Source organism: Streptococcus sp. Marseille-Q5619 (genome assembly GCF_946901205.1).
Lineage (GTDB): Bacteria > Bacillota > Bacilli > Lactobacillales > Streptococcaceae > Streptococcus.
Map to the genome: position 1 here is coordinate 23,777 of NZ_CAMPPO010000002.1, position 18,345 is coordinate 42,121.

The 18,345-nt window shown below is 40.9% G+C and carries 22 protein-coding genes and 1 other annotated feature; of the genes, 1 reads left to right on the forward strand and 21 read right to left on the reverse strand.

Annotated elements, in window-relative coordinates; genetic code table 11:
- Positions 1–49 precede the first annotated feature (49 nt).
- Genes secG through ybeY form a run of 8 tightly spaced genes read right to left on the reverse strand, consistent with a single transcriptional unit; the run spans position 50 to position 4,925 of the window.
- Entirely contained in the window at positions 50–283 is a 234-nt protein-coding gene (gene secG, locus OC530_RS01215) for a preprotein translocase subunit SecG (RefSeq protein WP_000282517.1), read from the reverse strand.
- 39 nt (positions 284–322) lie between these two features.
- A complete protein-coding gene (gene rpmG / locus OC530_RS01220) occupies positions 323–472 on the reverse strand; it encodes a 50S ribosomal protein L33 (RefSeq protein ID WP_262078823.1) in 150 nt (49 codons plus the stop codon).
- Positions 472–1,671: a multidrug efflux MFS transporter gene (locus OC530_RS01225; RefSeq protein WP_262078824.1), complete on the reverse strand. Its 1,200-nt coding sequence runs from the start codon at positions 1,669–1,671 to the stop codon at positions 472–474. Before OC530_RS01225 ends, rpmG begins: the two co-directional genes overlap by 1 nt.
- The gene (gene coaE / locus OC530_RS01230; RefSeq protein ID WP_262078826.1) at positions 1,658–2,263 is read right to left on the reverse strand and encodes a dephospho-CoA kinase; all 606 of its coding nucleotides are present in this window, start codon (positions 2,261–2,263) and stop codon (positions 1,658–1,660) included. Before coaE ends, OC530_RS01225 begins: the two co-directional genes overlap by 14 nt.
- The gene (gene mutM, locus OC530_RS01235; RefSeq protein WP_001114504.1) at positions 2,263–3,087 is read right to left on the reverse strand and encodes a DNA-formamidopyrimidine glycosylase; all 825 of its coding nucleotides are present in this window, start codon (positions 3,085–3,087) and stop codon (positions 2,263–2,265) included. Before mutM ends, coaE begins: the two co-directional genes overlap by 1 nt.
- A 48-nt stretch (positions 3,088–3,135) precedes the next feature.
- Complete coding sequence (era, locus tag OC530_RS01240) at positions 3,136–4,035, reverse strand: GTPase Era (RefSeq protein ID WP_050208736.1); 900 nt, start codon at positions 4,033–4,035, stop codon at positions 3,136–3,138.
- A 16-nt stretch (positions 4,036–4,051) separates the two neighbouring features.
- Positions 4,052–4,447, reverse strand: a complete 396-nt coding sequence (locus tag OC530_RS01245) for a diacylglycerol kinase family protein (protein ID WP_000378166.1) — start codon at positions 4,445–4,447, stop codon at positions 4,052–4,054.
- Positions 4,428–4,925, reverse strand: coding sequence for an rRNA maturation RNase YbeY (ybeY, locus tag OC530_RS01250; protein WP_000275156.1), 498 nt, complete (start codon positions 4,923–4,925; stop codon positions 4,428–4,430). Before ybeY ends, OC530_RS01245 begins: the two co-directional genes overlap by 20 nt.
- Before the next feature lie 104 nt (positions 4,926–5,029).
- Between ybeY and pavA the strand changes: the two genes are divergently transcribed.
- On the forward strand, positions 5,030–6,685 hold the full coding sequence (gene pavA, locus OC530_RS01255; protein ID WP_262078834.1) for an Rqc2 family fibronectin-binding protein PavA: 1,656 nt from the start codon (positions 5,030–5,032) through the stop codon (positions 6,683–6,685).
- 60 nt (positions 6,686–6,745) lie between these two features.
- Here the strand turns inward: pavA and OC530_RS01260 are convergent, their stop codons facing one another.
- The 13 genes from OC530_RS01260 to OC530_RS01320 form a co-directional block, all read right to left on the reverse strand.
- The gene (locus OC530_RS01260) at positions 6,746–8,515 is read right to left on the reverse strand and encodes a glucosaminidase domain-containing protein (RefSeq protein ID WP_262078836.1); all 1,770 of its coding nucleotides are present in this window, start codon (positions 8,513–8,515) and stop codon (positions 6,746–6,748) included.
- A gap of 41 nt (positions 8,516–8,556) precedes the next feature.
- The gene (locus OC530_RS01265) at positions 8,557–9,543 is read right to left on the reverse strand and encodes a dihydroorotate dehydrogenase (protein ID WP_316043863.1); all 987 of its coding nucleotides are present in this window, start codon (positions 9,541–9,543) and stop codon (positions 8,557–8,559) included.
- Positions 9,506–10,306 (reverse strand): dihydroorotate dehydrogenase electron transfer subunit, encoded by an 801-nt coding sequence (locus OC530_RS01270; RefSeq protein WP_262078840.1) that lies wholly within the window; start codon positions 10,304–10,306, stop codon positions 9,506–9,508. Before OC530_RS01270 ends, OC530_RS01265 begins: the two co-directional genes overlap by 38 nt.
- A 248-nt stretch (positions 10,307–10,554) precedes the next feature.
- Positions 10,555–10,935 carry a VOC family protein gene (locus tag OC530_RS01275; protein ID WP_000157153.1) on the reverse strand — a complete coding sequence of 127 codons (381 nt, stop codon included), beginning with the start codon at positions 10,933–10,935 and terminating at the stop codon, positions 10,555–10,557.
- 58 nt (positions 10,936–10,993) lie between these two features.
- Entirely contained in the window at positions 10,994–11,353 is a 360-nt protein-coding gene (gene rplT, locus OC530_RS01280; protein WP_000124834.1) for a 50S ribosomal protein L20, read from the reverse strand.
- Between the two features lie 51 nt (positions 11,354–11,404).
- Positions 11,405–11,605: a 50S ribosomal protein L35 gene (rpmI, locus tag OC530_RS01285; protein ID WP_001125943.1), complete on the reverse strand. Its 201-nt coding sequence runs from the start codon at positions 11,603–11,605 to the stop codon at positions 11,405–11,407.
- A 32-nt stretch (positions 11,606–11,637) separates the two neighbouring features.
- Complete coding sequence (infC, locus tag OC530_RS01290) at positions 11,638–12,168, reverse strand: translation initiation factor IF-3 (protein ID WP_000848180.1); 531 nt, start codon at positions 12,166–12,168, stop codon at positions 11,638–11,640.
- A 15-nt stretch (positions 12,169–12,183) separates the two neighbouring features.
- Positions 12,184–12,315: a sequence feature (ribosomal protein L20 leader region), on the reverse strand.
- Between the two features lie 160 nt (positions 12,316–12,475).
- The gene (locus OC530_RS01295) at positions 12,476–13,660 is read right to left on the reverse strand and encodes a hypothetical protein (protein ID WP_164226013.1); all 1,185 of its coding nucleotides are present in this window, start codon (positions 13,658–13,660) and stop codon (positions 12,476–12,478) included.
- A gap of 3 nt (positions 13,661–13,663) precedes the next feature.
- Entirely contained in the window at positions 13,664–14,251 is a 588-nt protein-coding gene (locus OC530_RS01300) for an ABC transporter ATP-binding protein (protein ID WP_164226012.1), read from the reverse strand.
- Between the two features lie 32 nt (positions 14,252–14,283).
- Positions 14,284–14,547 (reverse strand): hypothetical protein, encoded by a 264-nt coding sequence (locus tag OC530_RS01305; RefSeq protein ID WP_164226029.1) that lies wholly within the window; start codon positions 14,545–14,547, stop codon positions 14,284–14,286.
- Positions 14,548–14,670: 123 nt separating this feature from the next.
- Positions 14,671–16,911, reverse strand: a complete 2,241-nt coding sequence (locus tag OC530_RS01310; RefSeq protein WP_262078853.1) for a DNA internalization-related competence protein ComEC/Rec2 — start codon at positions 16,909–16,911, stop codon at positions 14,671–14,673.
- Positions 16,895–17,545, reverse strand: a complete 651-nt coding sequence (locus OC530_RS01315; RefSeq protein WP_262078854.1) for a helix-hairpin-helix domain-containing protein — start codon at positions 17,543–17,545, stop codon at positions 16,895–16,897. Before OC530_RS01315 ends, OC530_RS01310 begins: the two co-directional genes overlap by 17 nt.
- A gap of 66 nt (positions 17,546–17,611) precedes the next feature.
- Positions 17,612–18,181 carry a GNAT family N-acetyltransferase gene (locus OC530_RS01320; protein WP_262078856.1) on the reverse strand — a complete coding sequence of 190 codons (570 nt, stop codon included), beginning with the start codon at positions 18,179–18,181 and terminating at the stop codon, positions 17,612–17,614.
- Between the last annotated feature and the right edge of the window lie 164 nt (positions 18,182–18,345).

An 18,345-nucleotide genomic window follows, 5' to 3' on the forward strand; every position in this document is an offset into this window, starting at 1 on the left:
TCTTTTAAAAATAAAAAGAGGCAAAGACCTAGTCCTGCCCATTATTTTCTTATCTACTTGATAATACCGTCAATGCTAAGGCAATGGCTAGCCAGAAAAAGACTAAAATCCCTGTCAAACGCTGCATTACAGCTTCAAAACCACGTGCTTTACTTCGTTCAAACAAATCACCTGAGCTGGCATCAAATACATTGCTGGATTGGTTTTTGGTTGGTTGCATGAAAATTGCAATCACAATCACAACAGATAATACTAATAAAATGGTTAATAATAGGTTATACATATCAAACTCCTTAAAATCCCTATTATTTTACCATAAAATCTACTTAGATTCAAGATGTAGGGTTACTTTTCTTTCCTTGGAACAATACTTTAAAACCTCAATCTTGTCTGGATGGGTTTTTGAATTTTTACTGGTTAGGTAATTGATACTGCCACAAGAGGAGCATTTTAGATTAATTTTTACTCGCACTAGATTTCCTTTACTTTTAATAATGTTCGAAATTGAAGAAGGTTAAAGAGACAACTAAAGGCAACACAAAGGCTTGTCGCATAAAAGACTGCATGGTAGCCAAATTGACCTGCTACTGCAGAACCTGCCATGGGACCAACAACACCTCCCAGATAAAAGAATACCTGATTGAAGGCAAAGACCCTCGAAATACCAGCTTTGGGAGTCATTTTGCTGAGAAGGGCATTGACCCCAGGTATCAGCGCACCGGTTCCCAAGCCAAAGAGGAAACGATAAAGTCCTAGTTGAAGGGGACTAGAGGCATTGGCACAGAGAAGATAGATGATAACTGAATAAAACTGGGCTACAACCAAGAGACGATGGTTGCCCACCTTGTCACCTAGCTTTCCCATGACTCCTGCACTCATCATACTGGAAAAGCCCATACTGGATACAATCAAACCAGATACAAAGAGAAGATTCTCTGTCTGGCCTAAATCGCGCACATACAGAGCTAAGATAGGACCGATTGATTGGGCTGAAAATTGGATGACAAAACTGGTCAGAAAGAGGTTGACCAAGAGATAGGGATATTTAACTGATGTAAATAATTCCTTTGTTGGGATGGCCTTTTCCTTGGCTACTGGTTGAAAATCTTCCTTAATAAAGCAAATAGTTAAAACAGCAGCTAAAAATAGAAAACTACCAACCAGTAAGAAAACTGTACGAATACCAAATAATTCTGCGATAAAGCCACCAATAAAGGGACCAGTTAGAGTACCTGCAACTACGCCTGTAGACAAAGTACCTAAGGCAGTTCCTGATTTCTCCTTAGGAACCTGACTGGCTATCAAGGCAGTTGCATTGGGAACAAAACCCGCAAATACACCATTCAGTAAACGAAGAAAGATTAACCAATAAATATTTGGCACAAAGGCCAAGCCTCCCATAGTAATGGTCATGGCAAGCCCAGCTCGAATCATCATGGGCTTTCGACCGTATTTGTCAGCAAGGATGCCCCAGATAGGAGAGAAAAGTGCTGCAGAAATGGCAGAGACAGAAATAGCTAAACCTGCGTAAAAAGCGACTTGCTCACTCCCTACACCTAGATTTTCCACAAAGATGGGCATAAAAGGCACAACTAAGGAAATACTGGCTCCTGTCAGAAAATTACCAAACCAGGCAATGCGCAGATTATCCTTCCAGTTAATCTCTGTCATCTTGCTTACCTCCCTCAAGCAGGGAGAACACCTGAGTAAGAAGCTGGTCTTGATTTCCATTGTTGTTTAAAACATGGCTGGCCAAATCTTTCTTTTTCTCTAAAGGCCACTGGGCTGCCAGACGAGACTCAGCTTCATCTTTGGACAACTGATCCCTTTTCATTAAGCGTTCTACTTGGACATCTCGGTCCACATAGACCAACCAAGTCTCATCAAACCAAGCGCTGTAGTCCTGCTCAAAAAGCAGGGGAATATCCATGAAAAAAATCTCTCCTGTCTGAGCCAACTGGTCTCTCAAAGTAGCCAACTCTTCACGAATAATCTCTCCTTGGATTTGCTTCGACCATTCTCGCTCTTCAGTATTTGAAAAGATAAGACTAGCAAGGAGAGGGCGATTAAGTTCTCCGTTTTCAAGGATGATTTCTTGCCCAAAATGCTGTACTAGAGCCTCAAACAGACGACCACCAGGTCTCTGTAGTTGGTGGACAACCGCGTCGGCATCCACCACTTGAAAGCCTTGCTTTCTTAGAAAATTTGTCACGGTTGACTTACCAGAGGCAATTCCTCCTGTGATTCCAATGATTTTTCCCATCAGTCCCTCCTTTGACAGTTTGGACAAAAGTGGGTGCCTCGTCCGCCTAGTTGGATTTTCTCAATGATGGTGCCGCAACGCGAACATTCTTGACCAGCCTTGTCATAGACCTGATGAAAATCTTGCATAGTTCCATCTTCCCCAAAGGCATTGGTATAGGTCCGAATGGTGGAGCCGCCTTTTTCAACAGCCTGACTCAAAACAGCAATGGTCTGGTCATGAATGGCAGTCGCTTCTTCTGCTGTCAAGGTCTGGGAAGGTCTAGCTGGATGAACCTGAGCTCGCCAGAGAACCTCATCCACATAGATATTGCCAAGTCCAGCTACCAAGGTCTGGTCTAGGAGATGGGATTTGATAGGCTTTTTGGACTTGGCAAGGGCAGCTTGAAAGACCTGTAAATCAAAGTCTTGTTTGCTTGGTTCAGGACCTAATTTTTTAGAAATAAAGTAGGCATCTAAAAGGTCAGGAGCCAAGAGTTCCATAGTACCAAACTTGCGAACATCCTCATAAACAAGCGTGCCACCATCCTCAAATTGGAAGAAAACATGGGCATGCTTGCGTTCAGGAACCTGGTCCGGATAGTAAAAATACTTGCCCTCCATCCGCAAATGGGAAATCAAGACCTTGTCTGTCAGGTAAAAAAGCAAATACTTGCCCCGACGTTCCATTGACTCAATAATCTGACCAGGCACTTCCTTTTGAAATTCGTCCAAATCCGTCTTAATCATCTTGGGATAGCGAATTTCTATACTCGAAATCTTCTTTCCCAAAATCAATTTTTCCAAGCCACGTCGAATGGTTTCAACCTCAGGTAATTCAGGCATAAGTCCTCCTTCTGTAAAAACAAGAAGCAGGCATGAGCCCACCTCTACTTAGTATTCTTTTTCATTATAGCCAAAGTCAGCCAAATCTAGCTTTTTATCGCGCCAGTTTTTCTTGACCTTGACCCAGGTTTCTAGGAAGACCTTGTCTCCTAGCATGAGTTCAATATCACGACGAGCCATGCTACCGATTTTCTTAAGCATAGCGCCACCTTTACCGATGATAATCCCTTTTTGGCTATCGCGCTCGACCATGATGGTTGCACGGATATGCACCTTGTCTGTCTCTTCATCTCGTTTCATAGAATCCACAACTACTGCAACAGAATGCGGAATTTCTTCACGAGTTAGGTGCAAAACTTTCTCGCGAACCATTTCTGAAACCAAGAAACGCTCTGGATGGTCTGTGATTTGATCAGCCGGGAAATACTGGAATCCTTCGTCCAGATTTTCACTCAAAATATCCACTAGACGAGACACGTTATTGCCCTGAAGGGCTGAGATAGGAACGATTTCCTTGAAGTCCATCTGATTTCGGAAATCATCAATCTGAGACAAAAGCTGGTCTGGGTGAACCTTATCGATTTTATTCACCACCAAAATTACAGGAACCTTGGCAGCCTTGAGACGCTCGATAATCATGTCGTCTCCCTTACCACGAGCTTCATCAGCAGGCACCATGAAAAGAACGGTATCCACTTCACGAAGGGTACTGTAGGCAGACTCAACCATGAAATCTCCTAGAGCTGTTTTAGGCTTGTGAATCCCTGGTGTGTCGATAAAGACGATTTGTTCCTTATCAGTCGTGTAAATTCCCATGATTTTGTTGCGCGTTGTCTGCGCCTTGTCACTCATGATGGCAATCTTTTGCCCCATAACGTGATTTAAAAAAGTTGACTTCCCAACATTGGGACGTCCTAAAATGGCTACAAAGCCTGATTTAAAAGTCATAATTTCCTCTTGCTATTTAAAATAATAAATCCCAGATTCGTGGGAGAAAAATCAATGCGCCTGTTAAGGCTGCGAAAAGAGAGACCACTAATACCGCGCCAGCCGCCATATCCTTGGCATTTTTAGCCAGCATGGAAAAGTGATAGTGACTAGCCAAATCCACCACATTTTCAATAGCAGAATTAATAATTTCAAAAGCTACTACCAAGAAAATGCTCAATAGGAGAAAGAGCCATTCGATTCGTGACACCTGAAAAACAAAACCTGCAAGGATGACCACTAGAGCCGTCACTGCATGTTTTCGCATATTGCGTTCTTCCTTGATAGCAGTAAAAATTCCTGTAAGGGCAAATTCTAAACTAGATATCAGGTCACGATTTTTCCATTTTCGTTTATTGTCTTGTGAGTCCATAGGCTGTCAAAATTTCTTCTTGTAAACCGAACATCTCCGCTTCTTCTTCCGGAGTGTAGTGATCATAGCCGTTGATATGTAAAAAGCCGTGCACTGCCAAGAAGCCCATCTCACGCTCAAAGCTATGACCGTATTCCTCGGCCTGCTCATGAGCCTTATCGATAGAGATGAACAGTTCCCCAATATAGGCATCAAACTCAGACATCATCTCTGCCAATTCTGGATTTTCAAGTAAATCCTCTTCATCAAAGGCAATTTCCAACTCTGGTTTATATTCAAGGCTGATGACATCTGTCGGACGGTCTGTGTCACGGTACTCTAGATTGAGCTCATGACTACGCTCGTTGGTCACAAAAGTGACTGCCATTTCCTTGTCTTCTTTTCCTAATTTTTGGGCTGCAAATTCCAAAATTTCTTGGGTTTGTTGCAACATTTCTTTTGAAACTTGACCAGTTTCATCTACCATTTCAATATACATGTGCTTCTCGTTTCTCTTTACTTGGCTTTATTATACCACATTTCCATGATTTTATTCTACCTTTTTGATATAATACTATGGAATACAATCACAAGGAGAGAACGATGTCATTTGACGGATTTTTTTTAAACCACATGGTTGAGGAATTGCGAAGAGAGTTAGTGAACGGTCGCATCCAGAAAATCAATCAACCTTTTGAACAAGAGTTGGTCTTGCAAATCCGCAGCAATCGCCAAAGCCATCGCCTGCTCCTTTCTGCCCATCCAGTTTTTGGACGCATTCAGCTGACCCAAACAACTTTTGAAAACCCAGCCCAACCTTCTACCTTTATCATGGTTTTGAGAAAGTATTTGCAGGGTGCCCTGATTGAGTCGATTGAGCAGGTGGAAAATGACCGTATCGTGGAAATTACGGTTTCCAATAAAAACGAGATTGGCGACCATATCCAGGCTACCTTGATTATCGAGATTATGGGTAAACACAGTAATATTCTACTGGTTGATAAAAGTAGCCACAAAATCCTCGAAGTCATTAAACACGTCGGCTTTTCACAAAATAGCTACCGTACCTTGCTTCCTGGGTCTACCTATATCGCTCCGCCAAGTACGGAATCTCTCAATCCTTTTACGATCAAGGACGAGAAACTCTTTGAAATCCTGCAAACACAGGAAACGACAGCTAAAAATCTTCAAAGCCTCTTTCAAGGTCTGGGACGCGATACGGCAAATGAATTGGAAAGGATACTGGTTAGTGAAAAACTTTCCACTTTCCGAAACTTTTTCAATCAAGAAACCAAGCCACACTTGACTGAGACATCCTTCACTCCAGTTCCTTTTGCAAATCGTGTAGGAGAACCTTTTACCAGTCTTTCTGATTTGTTGGACACCTACTATAAGGATAAGGCTGAGCGAGACCGCGTCAAACAGCAAGCCAGTGAACTCATTCGCCGTGTTGAAAATGAACTTCAGAAAAACCGCCACAAACTCAAAAAACAAGAAAAAGAGTTACTGGCGACAGACAACGCTGAAGAATTTCGCCAAAAAGGGGAATTGCTAACAACCTTCCTCCATCAAGTACCTAACGACCAAGACCAGGTTATCCTGGACAACTACTACACCAACCAACCGATCACCATTGCGCTTGATAAGGCTCTGACTCCCAACCAGAATGCCCAACGCTATTTCAAACGGTACCAGAAACTCAAAGAAGCTGTCAAATACTTGACTGATTTGATTGAAGAAACTAAGGCAACCATTCTCTATCTGGAAAGTGTGGAAACCGTCCTCAACCAAGCAGGACTAGAAGAAATCGCTGAAATCCGTGAAGAATTGATTCAAACAGGTTTTATCCGCAGAAGACAACGGGAGAAAATCCAGAAACGCAAAAAACCAGAACAATATCTGGCCAGCGATGGCAAAACCATCATCTATGTTGGCCGCAATAACCTGCAAAATGAGGAACTAACCTTTAAAATGGCCCGCAAGGAGGAACTTTGGTTCCATGCCAAGGACATTCCTGGAAGCCATGTTGTCATCTCAGGCAACCTAGACCCATCTGATGAAGTCAAGACAGACGCAGCAGAGCTAGCCGCCTACTTCTCGCAAGCTCGCCTGTCAAATCTGGTTCAGGTAGATATGATCGAGGTCAAGAAACTTAACAAACCAACTGGTGGCAAACCCGGCTTTGTCACTTACACAGGACAAAAGACCCTCCGTGTTACACCAGACCCAGAAAAAATCGCATCCATGAAAAAATCCTGATTTTACTTGAAATCAGGATTTTTAACATACTATTCACTCAAATCATATCCAATAATAAGACTAATCTTTACCACCTAGTTTCTCATTGATTTTCATCATCACACTAGCAATTTTTTCGCCCCAATAAGGGTCTGAGGCATATTCAACATTCATACCAGACGCCTTATTTCCAAGGAAAGTTCTGCCCCTATCGATATAATTTTCCTTAATCCACTTGGTTGCACCTAAAATTCCCTTATCCACATCATCAAATGTCTTGGCAGAAAGGTAAGGTGTCGTATCATAGGCTGTAATTCCAAAGAAATTATTCTTATCTTTAGCAATCTTACTTCGTCCCCAATCACTTTCTAAAGCACTATGGGCAAGGAGATAGAGGGCATTGATATGGTAATGTTCTTCAGCTTCCTTAAAGGTAGATCCCTTATTTTCCAAGAGACTATTGTCAATATTCAACAGACTAAATACCTTATCCAAATCTTCAGCACTATAGTTTGTAGCCTCTGTTAAATCTTTGAAAAGGAAGAGATTCTCAAGCTTAAAACCATCAAAATGCAGCCCATCTGCCGAATAATATTTCTTGCCTACTTCCATATCAGAAATATGAGAAGCTACTGGAATACTAGCATTCTGAGCCACATAGTGATAAAAACGGTGGCCATCACTCTCATAATAAGGGATAAAATCCTTGCTAGCATCTAGTGCTTGTAAATCTTCTGTTTTCATATATCCTGACAAACCAGAAACAGTAATAGCCAAGCGCTTGTCATCACTTTTTCTATCCTTATCTAGCCAGACGACACTACCTTGCGATATATAGGAAAGCTTTTCACCATCTGCATTATAAACATTTGCTGTGACAGGAACTACTTGATAGTAAGCAGCATTTTCGTTTGTAGCTTTTTCTCCAAGCCATTTACCGTCGCTTCCAAGCTGATAACCATCTACAGTCTCATTTTTCGCCATGTAGCCACCAGATTTGAAGTAGTACCAAGCTTGACTATGAGAATCGTAGACCCATTCTTTTTCAGCTATTTTCCCATCAGATTTGAGATAAAACCAAGATTCCTTATCCCAAATCCATTCATTGACTGCCATGTAGCCACCGGATTTTAGATAATAATAGTGACCATTCTCGAAAATCCATTCTTTATCAGCATGGTTTCCATTTTCTTTGATGTAAAACCAAGATTGGTATTGTCTGTCAAAAAGCCAACCTTGCTGTACTTTGGAACCAGTGGCATTCACATAAGCCTGCTCAATCCACTGACTTGTTAGCAAATAACCACCAGATTTGAAATAATAGTCCTTGCCCTTAATTTGGAGCCATTCTTTCTCTGCGTGCTGGCCATCTGCTTTTATATAAAACCAAGAGTCGTATTGAGAATCAAATACCCAGTCTTCTATTACCTTGGCACCTGTTGCACCAACATAGGAAGTTCCTACCCAAGCAGTTCTTTTCATCTTTCCATTTTGGTCAAGATAATAAAAGGCTCCCTTGTCTTCTACCCATTCTGACTTGGCCATATAGCCACCAGATTTAAGATAAAAATAGTCGTCACCTTGTTTCAGCCATTCATTTTCAGCATAGTTAGCATCTGCTTTTATATAAAACCAAGATTGATAATGAGCATCAAAAACCCACTCATTGGCTGCTTGACTGCCGTCTGCTTTCAGGTATTGTTTTCCTTGCCAAGTACCATCACTGGCTATTGCACTCTCTGGTCTAACTAAGAAAAATAGCAGAGCTAAAAAAATAAATCTTACTTTCTTCATTAACCTTCTTCCTCTGTTCTTATTTATTTTATTGTACCAAAATTCTCCTAAATTCATATTACAAACTAATAAAAAATCAAGAACAGATTGATTGCAGTTTACCTAAGAGACTCTTTTACTTCCTTGCGGAGATTTTCTAAACTGCTAATGCCGTATGTGTCCATAACCTTTGGCAGATTTTCGATGATATCAGGGCAGGTATAAGGATTGGTAAAGTTGGCTGTTCCAACTCCGATGGCAGATGCTCCAGCCAGATACATTTCTAGGGCTGCTTCAGCCGAATCCACTCCCCCCATTCCAATGATAGGCAGGTCTGTTATTTGGGCGACTTGGCGGATGAGTTTGAGGGCTACTGGAAATACTGCTGGACCAGACATTCCACCTGTTCCATTGGCCAAGATTGGTTTTCTGGTTTTGAGGTCAAAGCGCATTCCAACTAGAGTATTGATCATGGTTAAACCACTTGCCCCTGCATCTTCTGCAGCTTTTGCGACAGTGACGATATCGGTCACACTAGGGGTTAATTTAACATAGACTGGCACATCAGAGGCTTCCACAGCTGCTTTCACCACATCATAAGCTAAATCTGGATCTTGACCAATCAAGAGTCCATGATTACAGTGATCTACATTGGGGCAAGAAATATTGAGCTCGATAGCCTTTACATTGGCTGCCTTGGAAATACCATGAGAAACAGACGCATACTCTTGTTTTGAAAAACCAGCTACATTGGCAATAATAGGAAGATTTGGATACTCTCTTTCTAGCCAAGGTAGCTTTTCAGCCAAAACAACTTCCAAACCAGGATTTTGCAAACCGATTGCATTGAGCATACCAGCAGGCGTCTCTGCCACCCTTGGAGTTGGATTGCCAAAACGGGGTTCAAGGGTTGTCGCCTTAATCATAATAGAGCCTAAAAGGTCTAAATCATAGTACTTGGAATACTCTTGTCCAAAACCAAAACAGCCTGATGCTGGAATAATCGGATTTTTCAAATCCAAACCAGGCAGAGAAACTTGTAAACGATTTGTAGTCATGATTTTCTCCTTATAATACAACTCTTCCTGTGCGGAAAACAGGGCCATCTTCACAGACGCGTTGGCTGACCGTCTCGCTTTCTGACACTTTTAGGACGCAGGCATAGCAAGCCCCCATCCCACAAGCCATACGAGATTCCAAAGATAGATAGGCTCTTGGATGGTTATAGAAGGTTTGATTGATATACTTCATCATTCCAGGCGCCCCACATGAGTAAACAGCATCAAATTGATTGTCTAAATCCTTGATAACAACGGAAACATTTCCCTTGATACCATAAGAACCATCATCTGTCGTTACAAATACCTGCCCATATTGAGCTAATTCCGTCTCTAAAATAACAGCATCCTTGTTCGCAAAACCGAGGACAGTCACTACTTTCACACCACGTGCATGCAATTCCTTAGCCACCTCAAGCAAGGGCGGAACACCAATCCCACCACCAACGAGGAGTACCTGGCTCTGATTGTCCAGGTTAGACAAGTCAAAACCATTTCCCTGAGGGCCCATCACATCAAGAGTATCCCCCTGACTTAAAGTTGAAAAAATGGCAGTCCCAGCTCCCTCAATCCTATAAATGAGATGACACTGCTTCTTAACCTTATCGATAGACGAAATTGAAATAGGACGACGTAAGAGATGGGCGTCATCAGGCACACGCAGATGAAGAAATTGGCCTGCTCGCATGGCTTCAACCATTTCTCCTTCTAGGACTAATTCAAAGATTGCTGGCGCGATTTCCTCCTGTGCAACCACCTTCATGGTTTCCAAACGAATCGCACCCAAACGTTTCTTACATGTGGGATTCATGACTTTTCCTCCTTAAATTTTAAGGGGACCAGACAAAGAAAAGACCTTGCTAGTGCAAGGCCTCAGTTAAAATCGTACAACAGAAGAGAGCACACTCAAAAAGTCTCCTCTAGAAAATTGTACTATTCTTTTATCTGACACCTTGTGAGTCTCTCTGGACTCCCCTTAAAGGTTAAACTTTTACTAGTATACTCTTTCAGCTAAAAAAAGTCAAGTAGAAAACGAACATTCTACTTGACCTCACGAGATTATTTTTCACGGATGACTTCGACCTTATATCCATCAGGGTCTTTGACAAAGTAATAGTTAGGTGCAGTTCCTGGTAGGCCATTTGGCTCAGTCACTTCATAGCCTTTGGCACTATGCTCTTGATGAAGCGCCTCAAGATCGGGTGTACTGAGGGCGATATGGGCAAATCCATCTCCAACCACATAAGGACCATGATCGTAGTTATAAGTCAACTCCAACTCATAGTCATCACCCTCAAGACCTAGATAGACAATCGTGAAGGCATGGTCTGGAAAATCTCTGCGACGCAATTCTTTAAAACCAAAAGCATCTTGATAAAATGCGATTGATTTTTCAAGATTTTCTACTCGCAAGCAAGTGTGTAGCATTTTTGAAGCCATATTTTTCTCCTTTATTTTCAAAAAGACTGGGACAATCCTGTTCCAGTCTTATCTGTTATTATTTACCAAGTTTTGCTTTCGCTGCATCTGCAAGAGCTGTGAAAGCTGCTGCATCGTTAACAGCCAAGTCAGCAAGCATTTTACGGTTAACTTCGATCTCAGCCAATTTCAAACCATGCATCAATTGTGAGTATGAAAGTCCGTTCATACGAGCTGCCGCGTTGATACGAGTGATCCACAATTTGCGGAAGTCACGTTTTTTCTGACGACGGTCACGGTATGCATAGTAGTAAGAGTTCATTACTTGTTCTTTTGCAGTACGGAACAAGATGTGTTTAGCTCCATAGTAACCTTTTGCTAATTTAAGAATACGTTTACGACGTTTGCGTGATACAACGCCACCTTTAACACGTGCCATGTTTTATTTCCTCCAAATATTTCCTAGAATTGTTTACTTACAGTTAGGCTATTATTTCAAGCGAGTAAGCATTGCTTTGATACGTTTGTAATCTCCTGAATGCACCATAGATGCTTTACGAAGATGACGACGTTGTTTCTTAGTTTTTCCGTGGAAACGGTGAGAAGTGTAAGCACGGAAACGTTTAAGTCCACCAGAACCTGTACGTTTGAAACGTTTAGCTGATGCGCGGTGTGTTTTTTGTTTTGGCATGATTTTTTCTCCTTTATTTAACTTTCTGACAATTATTTTTTGTCAGTCGCTGGCGCCAATTGCATGAACATTTGACGTCCATCCATTTTAGCACGCTGTTCGATGATGGCAATATCTTGAGTTGCTTCAGCAAACTCGGCTAAAACTTTTGCACCAATCTCTTTATGGGTAATCATACGACCCTTAAAGCGAATAGATACCTTAACTTTATTTCCTTTTTCAAGGAATTTGCGTGCATTGCGAAGTTTTGTATCAAAGTCACCCTTGTCAATAGTTGGACTTAGACGAACTTCTTTCACAGTAACAACACTTTGTTTTTTACGTTGTTCTTTTTGCTTCTTCTGGTACTCAAATTTGAACTTACCGTAGTCCATAATTTTTGCAACAGGCGGTTTGGCTTGGGGTTGAATCAAGACTAGGTCAACATTAGCGTTATCAGCCAAAGCTTGCGCTTCACTGAGTGGCTTGATGCCTAGCTGTTCTCCTTCAAGACCAATCAAGCGAACTTCACGTACACGAATCTCATCATTGATGAATAAGTCTTGCTTTGCTATGGTTTTCACCTCTTTTGTTTTATTAGAGAAAAACAATAGCGGACTCGTAAATATACAAGCCCGCACGTTATGATAGCGTTTCTTAGAAACTTTTCATCCGTAGGGCCAGGCAACTTAATGTCACAAGGCGAGAAGCTCTCACTTCTGCTTTTCTCAACTTTTATATGATACCAAGTTTTCGAGCCCTTGTCAAGATAAAAAGTTATTTTTTTGAAAAGTTTCTGTTTGTATTTTGGCTTGGTTTACGCATCAAAAAGAGAGAACCAAGTTGATTCCCTCTCTATGTTAGTTTTTACTTATTTTCCGTATAGGAAAGCTAGAATCTATTAAAAAATTCTTTTTTCTGTGAACTTCCCCATCTTTCGATAAATAGAATCCCCACTAACAAAAGGATAATCAGGCAAGGAAGTAAGACTAGCCCCATGTCCCAATTTAGATTGACATTATCAATCAGCTTAGGTAATCTTCCAGATAAAATCTCCACTGAACGCAAGTAAGTAAAGGGAATCAGATGTGCAATCCTTTGAAGAGGCTGAATTGTTTGGATGCCAAACAATAAGCCAACAATCCCAATGAGTGAAAGAAAGAGGACAGGCATTTTTTGCTTGAAAAAGTAAGCAATCAAGTACACTACTTCCACAATGACGATAAAGGCTAAGAAAGCTAAGAACAAGCTAGGAAATAACACATCTTGTATCTTTCCAATAGTTACCTCTTGATTCACTAAGCTATAAATCGGGTAGGGATAATCTAACTGTCCAAAACCACTTATCAGACTTCCCGCTAGAAAAGAAAATCCGCTGATTCCGATAAACAGCACAGTTACATAGCCCACTCCAACTCCAAGAGAGGATAAAGCAAATGTCACTTTTGAAAAAGGATATAACTGAGCTGTATCCAGATGATTTTGATATCTTTCTGCAAATAGTTGCGTTAGCATGAAAATAATAGCAACCACAAACAAGGTTGGGATGATAGCCTCTAAAATCCAGACAATCTGATCAATCCCGTGGGTCGGATAATCTAAATTGTGGGCTTTTATGTTTAAGAGATATAGGACTTGGTAAATCTTCCGTTCGCGGTCAACCGCCATTTTTAAGTCAGAGCTAGAAGTCGGGTTATTTGATACAAATTCATAATTCTTCTCTTCATCTTGCCACTGCAAATAGTAGGCTTCTTTCCAGCGCCCTTCTTTTAGTAAAGTTAGAATTTCTTTCTTTTGCGTCAAAAGATTTTTTTGCGAGTCTAAATTACTTTTAGCAATTTGGTATTCCTCCGAGCTGGTATCAGACATTTGGGAAAGTTTCGCTTCATTTTCATTGATAGCTCTCTCGTTGGCTGCAAGATGAGTTTCCAACCTAGTCTCCAAGCTGACTGAGTTTGCAGTCTGGCTATTGAAATAAAAGGTAACACCGAGTACAGATGCAAATAAAGCTAAGATAATCCAATTTAAGCGACTTTTGAAAACTTTTTTTAATAAAAATTGACTAACATCTTTCATAAACTAAGCCTCTTCTATCTGCCCCTGACGAATGGTTACCATGCTATCGCAAATCTCCACCAACTCTTCCTTATAGTGGGAACTTAAAAGAACCAGCTGCTCTTGCCTATTGATTTGTGCCAGCCTATTAAAAAATTTCTGCCGATAATACTCGTCTAAGCCATTTGTAATCTCATCCATGAGCCAGCATTTGGCCTGACTGAGGAAATACATGGCAATCACCAAGCGTTGCTTCATGCCTAAGGAATACTTGCGAATGGGAAGGCTGATATAATCAGACATTTCCCAGTAATCAATTTCATCCCCCAAGTTCAGCCCTGACTTCCAGATGTTTTTTATAAGGCGAAGATAGTCCATCCCACTTAAGTTTCCATCCAGCCATTCAACGCTCTCATAATAAAATAAAGAAGGAGGAGCTGCGATATTTCCACTACTTATGGGAATTAAGTTGCTAATGGCGCGGAACAGTGTCGTCTTTCCAGAGCCATTGATAGCGAGAACACCATAAACCCTGCCTTTATTAAAGGTAAAATCCGCATCTTGTAAAATGACTTGTCGCGTTTTTAAGGTCACATGAGTAAGCTGCAACATAGCTAGTCCTCCTTTTTCTCACTCTTTAAGGATTAATAGCCTCCGCTGTAACGATTTACTACCTCATAACGATCGTAGTTCCAGCCTCCGCCAACTTTATACTCAGAATAGCCGTGATAATTAGACCACTCCGGAATGACATTATAATTATATGCATGGTAATTCATACTAGACCTATAGTAGGTATTCCAGTCATAGCGATAACTTTTAAGAACGGTCTTAGCAGATACACTGGACTGAAAAAGACCAATAGATAACAAACTAGCTAATAAAACGACTTTTGCTGATTTTCTCATGGTTTTCACCTCACTAATATATTTACTTTCGAAAGCGCTTTAATTATATCATTTTCTTATCTGTTATGCAATAGTTTTTTGGATTTATTTTAATAATATTTAACATTTTTTAATTTTTTCCTCCTATCGAACGCTTTCAATCTTCCAACTATTCCACCATTTAAAGCTTATAGCTCCTTGCTGGTCAGTTCGGTAAACTTTACTATTGATACCTTCCAGTCGTGTCAAGGTTTCCTGATGGGGGAGTTTCGTTCGATTGTTCTTTCCAACTGAGATAAGAGTAATCTCAGGTTTGAACTGTTCTAGAAAGGCTGGACTTGATGATTTTTTAGAGCCATGTTGGCTAGCTTTCAAAACATCCACTTTCAAGTCTGGATAGTGCTTCAGCAAGTCCTTCTCTCCTTTCTCCTCCAAATTTCCTGTGAAAAGAAAGTACTTATCCAAGAGTTTCCCATACAGAACTATGGAATCTTCATGACTTCCATCTCCAATTTTCCTTGGATATAGAACTTCTAACTGACTTCCAAAAATTGGCAAGTTCTCTCCTGCTGTTACACTGCGCACCTTGGTTTGAGTTGCCTGTAGTTCTGCCACAAATTCCTTCTGTTTCAAACGGCCTTTTGACACTAAAATTTCGCCTACATGGAATGCCTTGGTCACCTCCAACAAATCTCCAACATGCTCCTTGTCCGTATTTGTCAAAATCAGCTGGTCAATCTTGGTCACTCCTCGACTTTTAAGATAGGGTATCAAGGTTCGCTGGGCATTGCTGGTCGTCGTCTTTTCTTGCCATTTTTCGATTTTCTTATCAGATTCTGCCTTGCCACCTACATCTATAAGAATGGTCTTACCAGTTACATCCCTTAGGAAAATACTTTCCCCTTGCCCCACATCCAGCATGGTCATTTCATTTTCCAGTGGATGCTTGGTCAAGAAAAAGAAACCTGTAATCAATAAGCTCAACACTACTAGCCTTTTAATGTTTTTCCTCAAATCATAAACTAAAGCCAAGGAAATTAACAATAAGATTAAAATCCATGCATTGGGTTGTCCAAAGACCAGAGGTCTACTTGCCACCTGTGATACCAAGCGAATAATGTCCTCCAACCATTCAAAAATAAAATTCAGCTGAATGATTGGATAGAGAAAGGAAAGGGCAAATAAGATAGACAAGAGCGGTAAGAAGACCAAGTCAAATAGAAAGGAAAAGACGAAGGTCAAAAGGATGGACCAAGGTTGAAATTCCGCAAAATAGAAGGACAGAATGGGCAATATTCCCAAGGAAATGACTAGACTTTCTCTGGTCACAGCCTTGAGGCCCTCTCCTTCTTTGCTGGTCATGCTCAAGATAAAAGCATAAGCGCAGGACAAAACTCCTCCTGCAGTCAGGAAAAAGTTGGGCATGACGATAAAGAGGACAAGCACGGTCAAGGCAAAATTATCCAAGCCCTTAACCCCATGTTGAGCCAGTAACTTTTGCAAGAGACTGCGAATGACTGATGCTGAAAATCCTGTCAGCCCTGCATAGATAAGGGAAAAGGGATAAGTCAGCCATTTCAACCTTTCTTGGGTCAAGCCCAATCGCAAGAGAAGTTTCTTAAATACATTCATGAAAAATCCTACCTGCATACCAGACAAAGCAAAAAGGTGGATAATTCCTAAACTAGAATAAAGCTCATTCATCTCCTCAAAGTCTGTATCCAGATGTCCCAGCAAGAGACCCGTCATGTAATTGCGCATAGGGTCTGGAAAATGTGTCTTAATCCAAACCACAGTCTTTCGGCGTAAACTGGATAGATTTTCTCCTATATCCCAACTGCCAACCTTTTGAAGTGACTGGATTTTTTTGATATTGAGTGTCTGGTAAATTCCCTGAGTCTTCAGATAGGCTTGGTAGTCAAAGCCACCAAAATTTCTTTGCCCTTCTGGCTCTGAAAGTTTTCCTTCTAGTTCCAAGTCATGAAGATCTGTTAAAGCTTGAAAGGCTTCTTTCTCCTCCTCGGACTGTAGTTTATAATAGACTTGGAAAATGCGTCCATCAGACTTGCCACGAAAGGATAGACTGTCACCATTGACCTTAATAGTGTCAGGCAAAATCCGTACCCTCTCAACAGAATCCGCCAAATTTTGACTCGCTTGACTCTGTTGCCAAGTTTGAAAGAGAAACCAGAAACCAAAGATTCCACAAATCACTAGAACTTTGCCTGCTGATTTCCAAGGAAATTGGATAAAGAGACAGATTAGCAGAAAAACGAAGCCCAATAAAGCAAGATAGGATGCTGAAAAAATAGCATAGTAAAGCCAGAGTAATAGAAAACTCAGGTAAATTAAGGGAATAGGGAAATTCTTAATCCACTGTAACATAATCTTTTAGCTTTTCTATGGTCTTGGCACCAATGCCAGAGACTTTCTTGAGTTCATCAACCGACTTGAATTTCCCATTTGCCTCACGATGATCGATAATGTCCTGAGCTCGTTTTCCTCCCAGACCCTTGACCTGCTTGAGTTCTTCCAGACTGGCTTTGTTGAGATTGACCTTCTTTTCCTTGCTCGTCGAAGAAGCTGTCCCCGAAGTAATCTGTTGACTAGCTGCTTCTTCGCCCTTAGTTGGAACGTAAACTAGAGCCTCATCACTAACTTTCTGAGCTAGATTGAGTGACTTGCCGTCTGCTTGCTCTGTCAAACCACCTGCCTTCTGAACAGCATCATTGACCCGACTACCTACAGGCAAATCATAAATCCCTGGTGATTTGACAGCACCTTTGACATCTACTGTGATTAGATCTTGTTCAAGGGGTTCTTCCTTTTCTTCCTTCTTCACTTCCTTTTCAGTCGATGAATCCTTGGAAACAGCTGAAACTTCTGCCTGCAAATTCGTTTCCTTGACAGGTGTTGGTGAAGCTGGCTTTAGCAGGAAAAATCCGCCTATAAGCAAGCCCAGACCAGTACAGATGACAATGATTTTATACTCTTTGATTTTCTCGATAATTGCTTCCATATATTCTCCTCTCTTAGATTATTCGTAAGAGAAAGAAAAAACAGTCGAAAATTTCTTCTCAACTGCTTATTTATTTGCAAAATAGTCTTCCCTGGTCAAGACATAATGAACTCTTGTCACGATTCGACCTGCTTCATGCTGGTCCATACAAGCATAAGCTTCTTCGTGGGAAAAACGCATGCCTGATTTCTCCATGACCTTTCCTGACGCGGGATTAGCCTTATCGTGTAAAGCAACTAACTTATTCATTCCAATTTTCTCAAAAACTAGCTTAATTACGGCACGATTGGCTTCTGTCGTCAATCCTTGATTCCAATACTTTTTATTGATAATGTAGCCAATAGCTGCCTTCTTAAGAACAGGATTAATCTTGTGCAAATCAATTGTTCCGATAAATTTGCCATTGCTTTTTAGTTCTATTCCCCAACGTCCCAAGGGATTAGTCAAGTAGAACTGAGCAATATTATTTTTGGTTTCTTCCAAGCTTTGATTGGTTGGAAAAGTGTAGCGCGTATTTTCTCTGTCCGAGGCATAGGCAAACATTTCTTCCGCATCATCCAAGGTTACAGGTCTAAGCAATAAACGCTCTGTCTCGACTATGGGATACTGAGCTAGTTTTAAAAAGATTGATTCCATACTTCTCCTCCATTTAAAAATATTTTCTACCAGTCTAGCATAAAAAAGAAGTGATAACAAATTTTTCTTGCTTTTTAAAGCGGTTTCATATAGAATAAAATCATCACCTTATTTTATAGATAATTGTGATAAATCATTTACAACCCGTCAATAGAAAGTGAGTT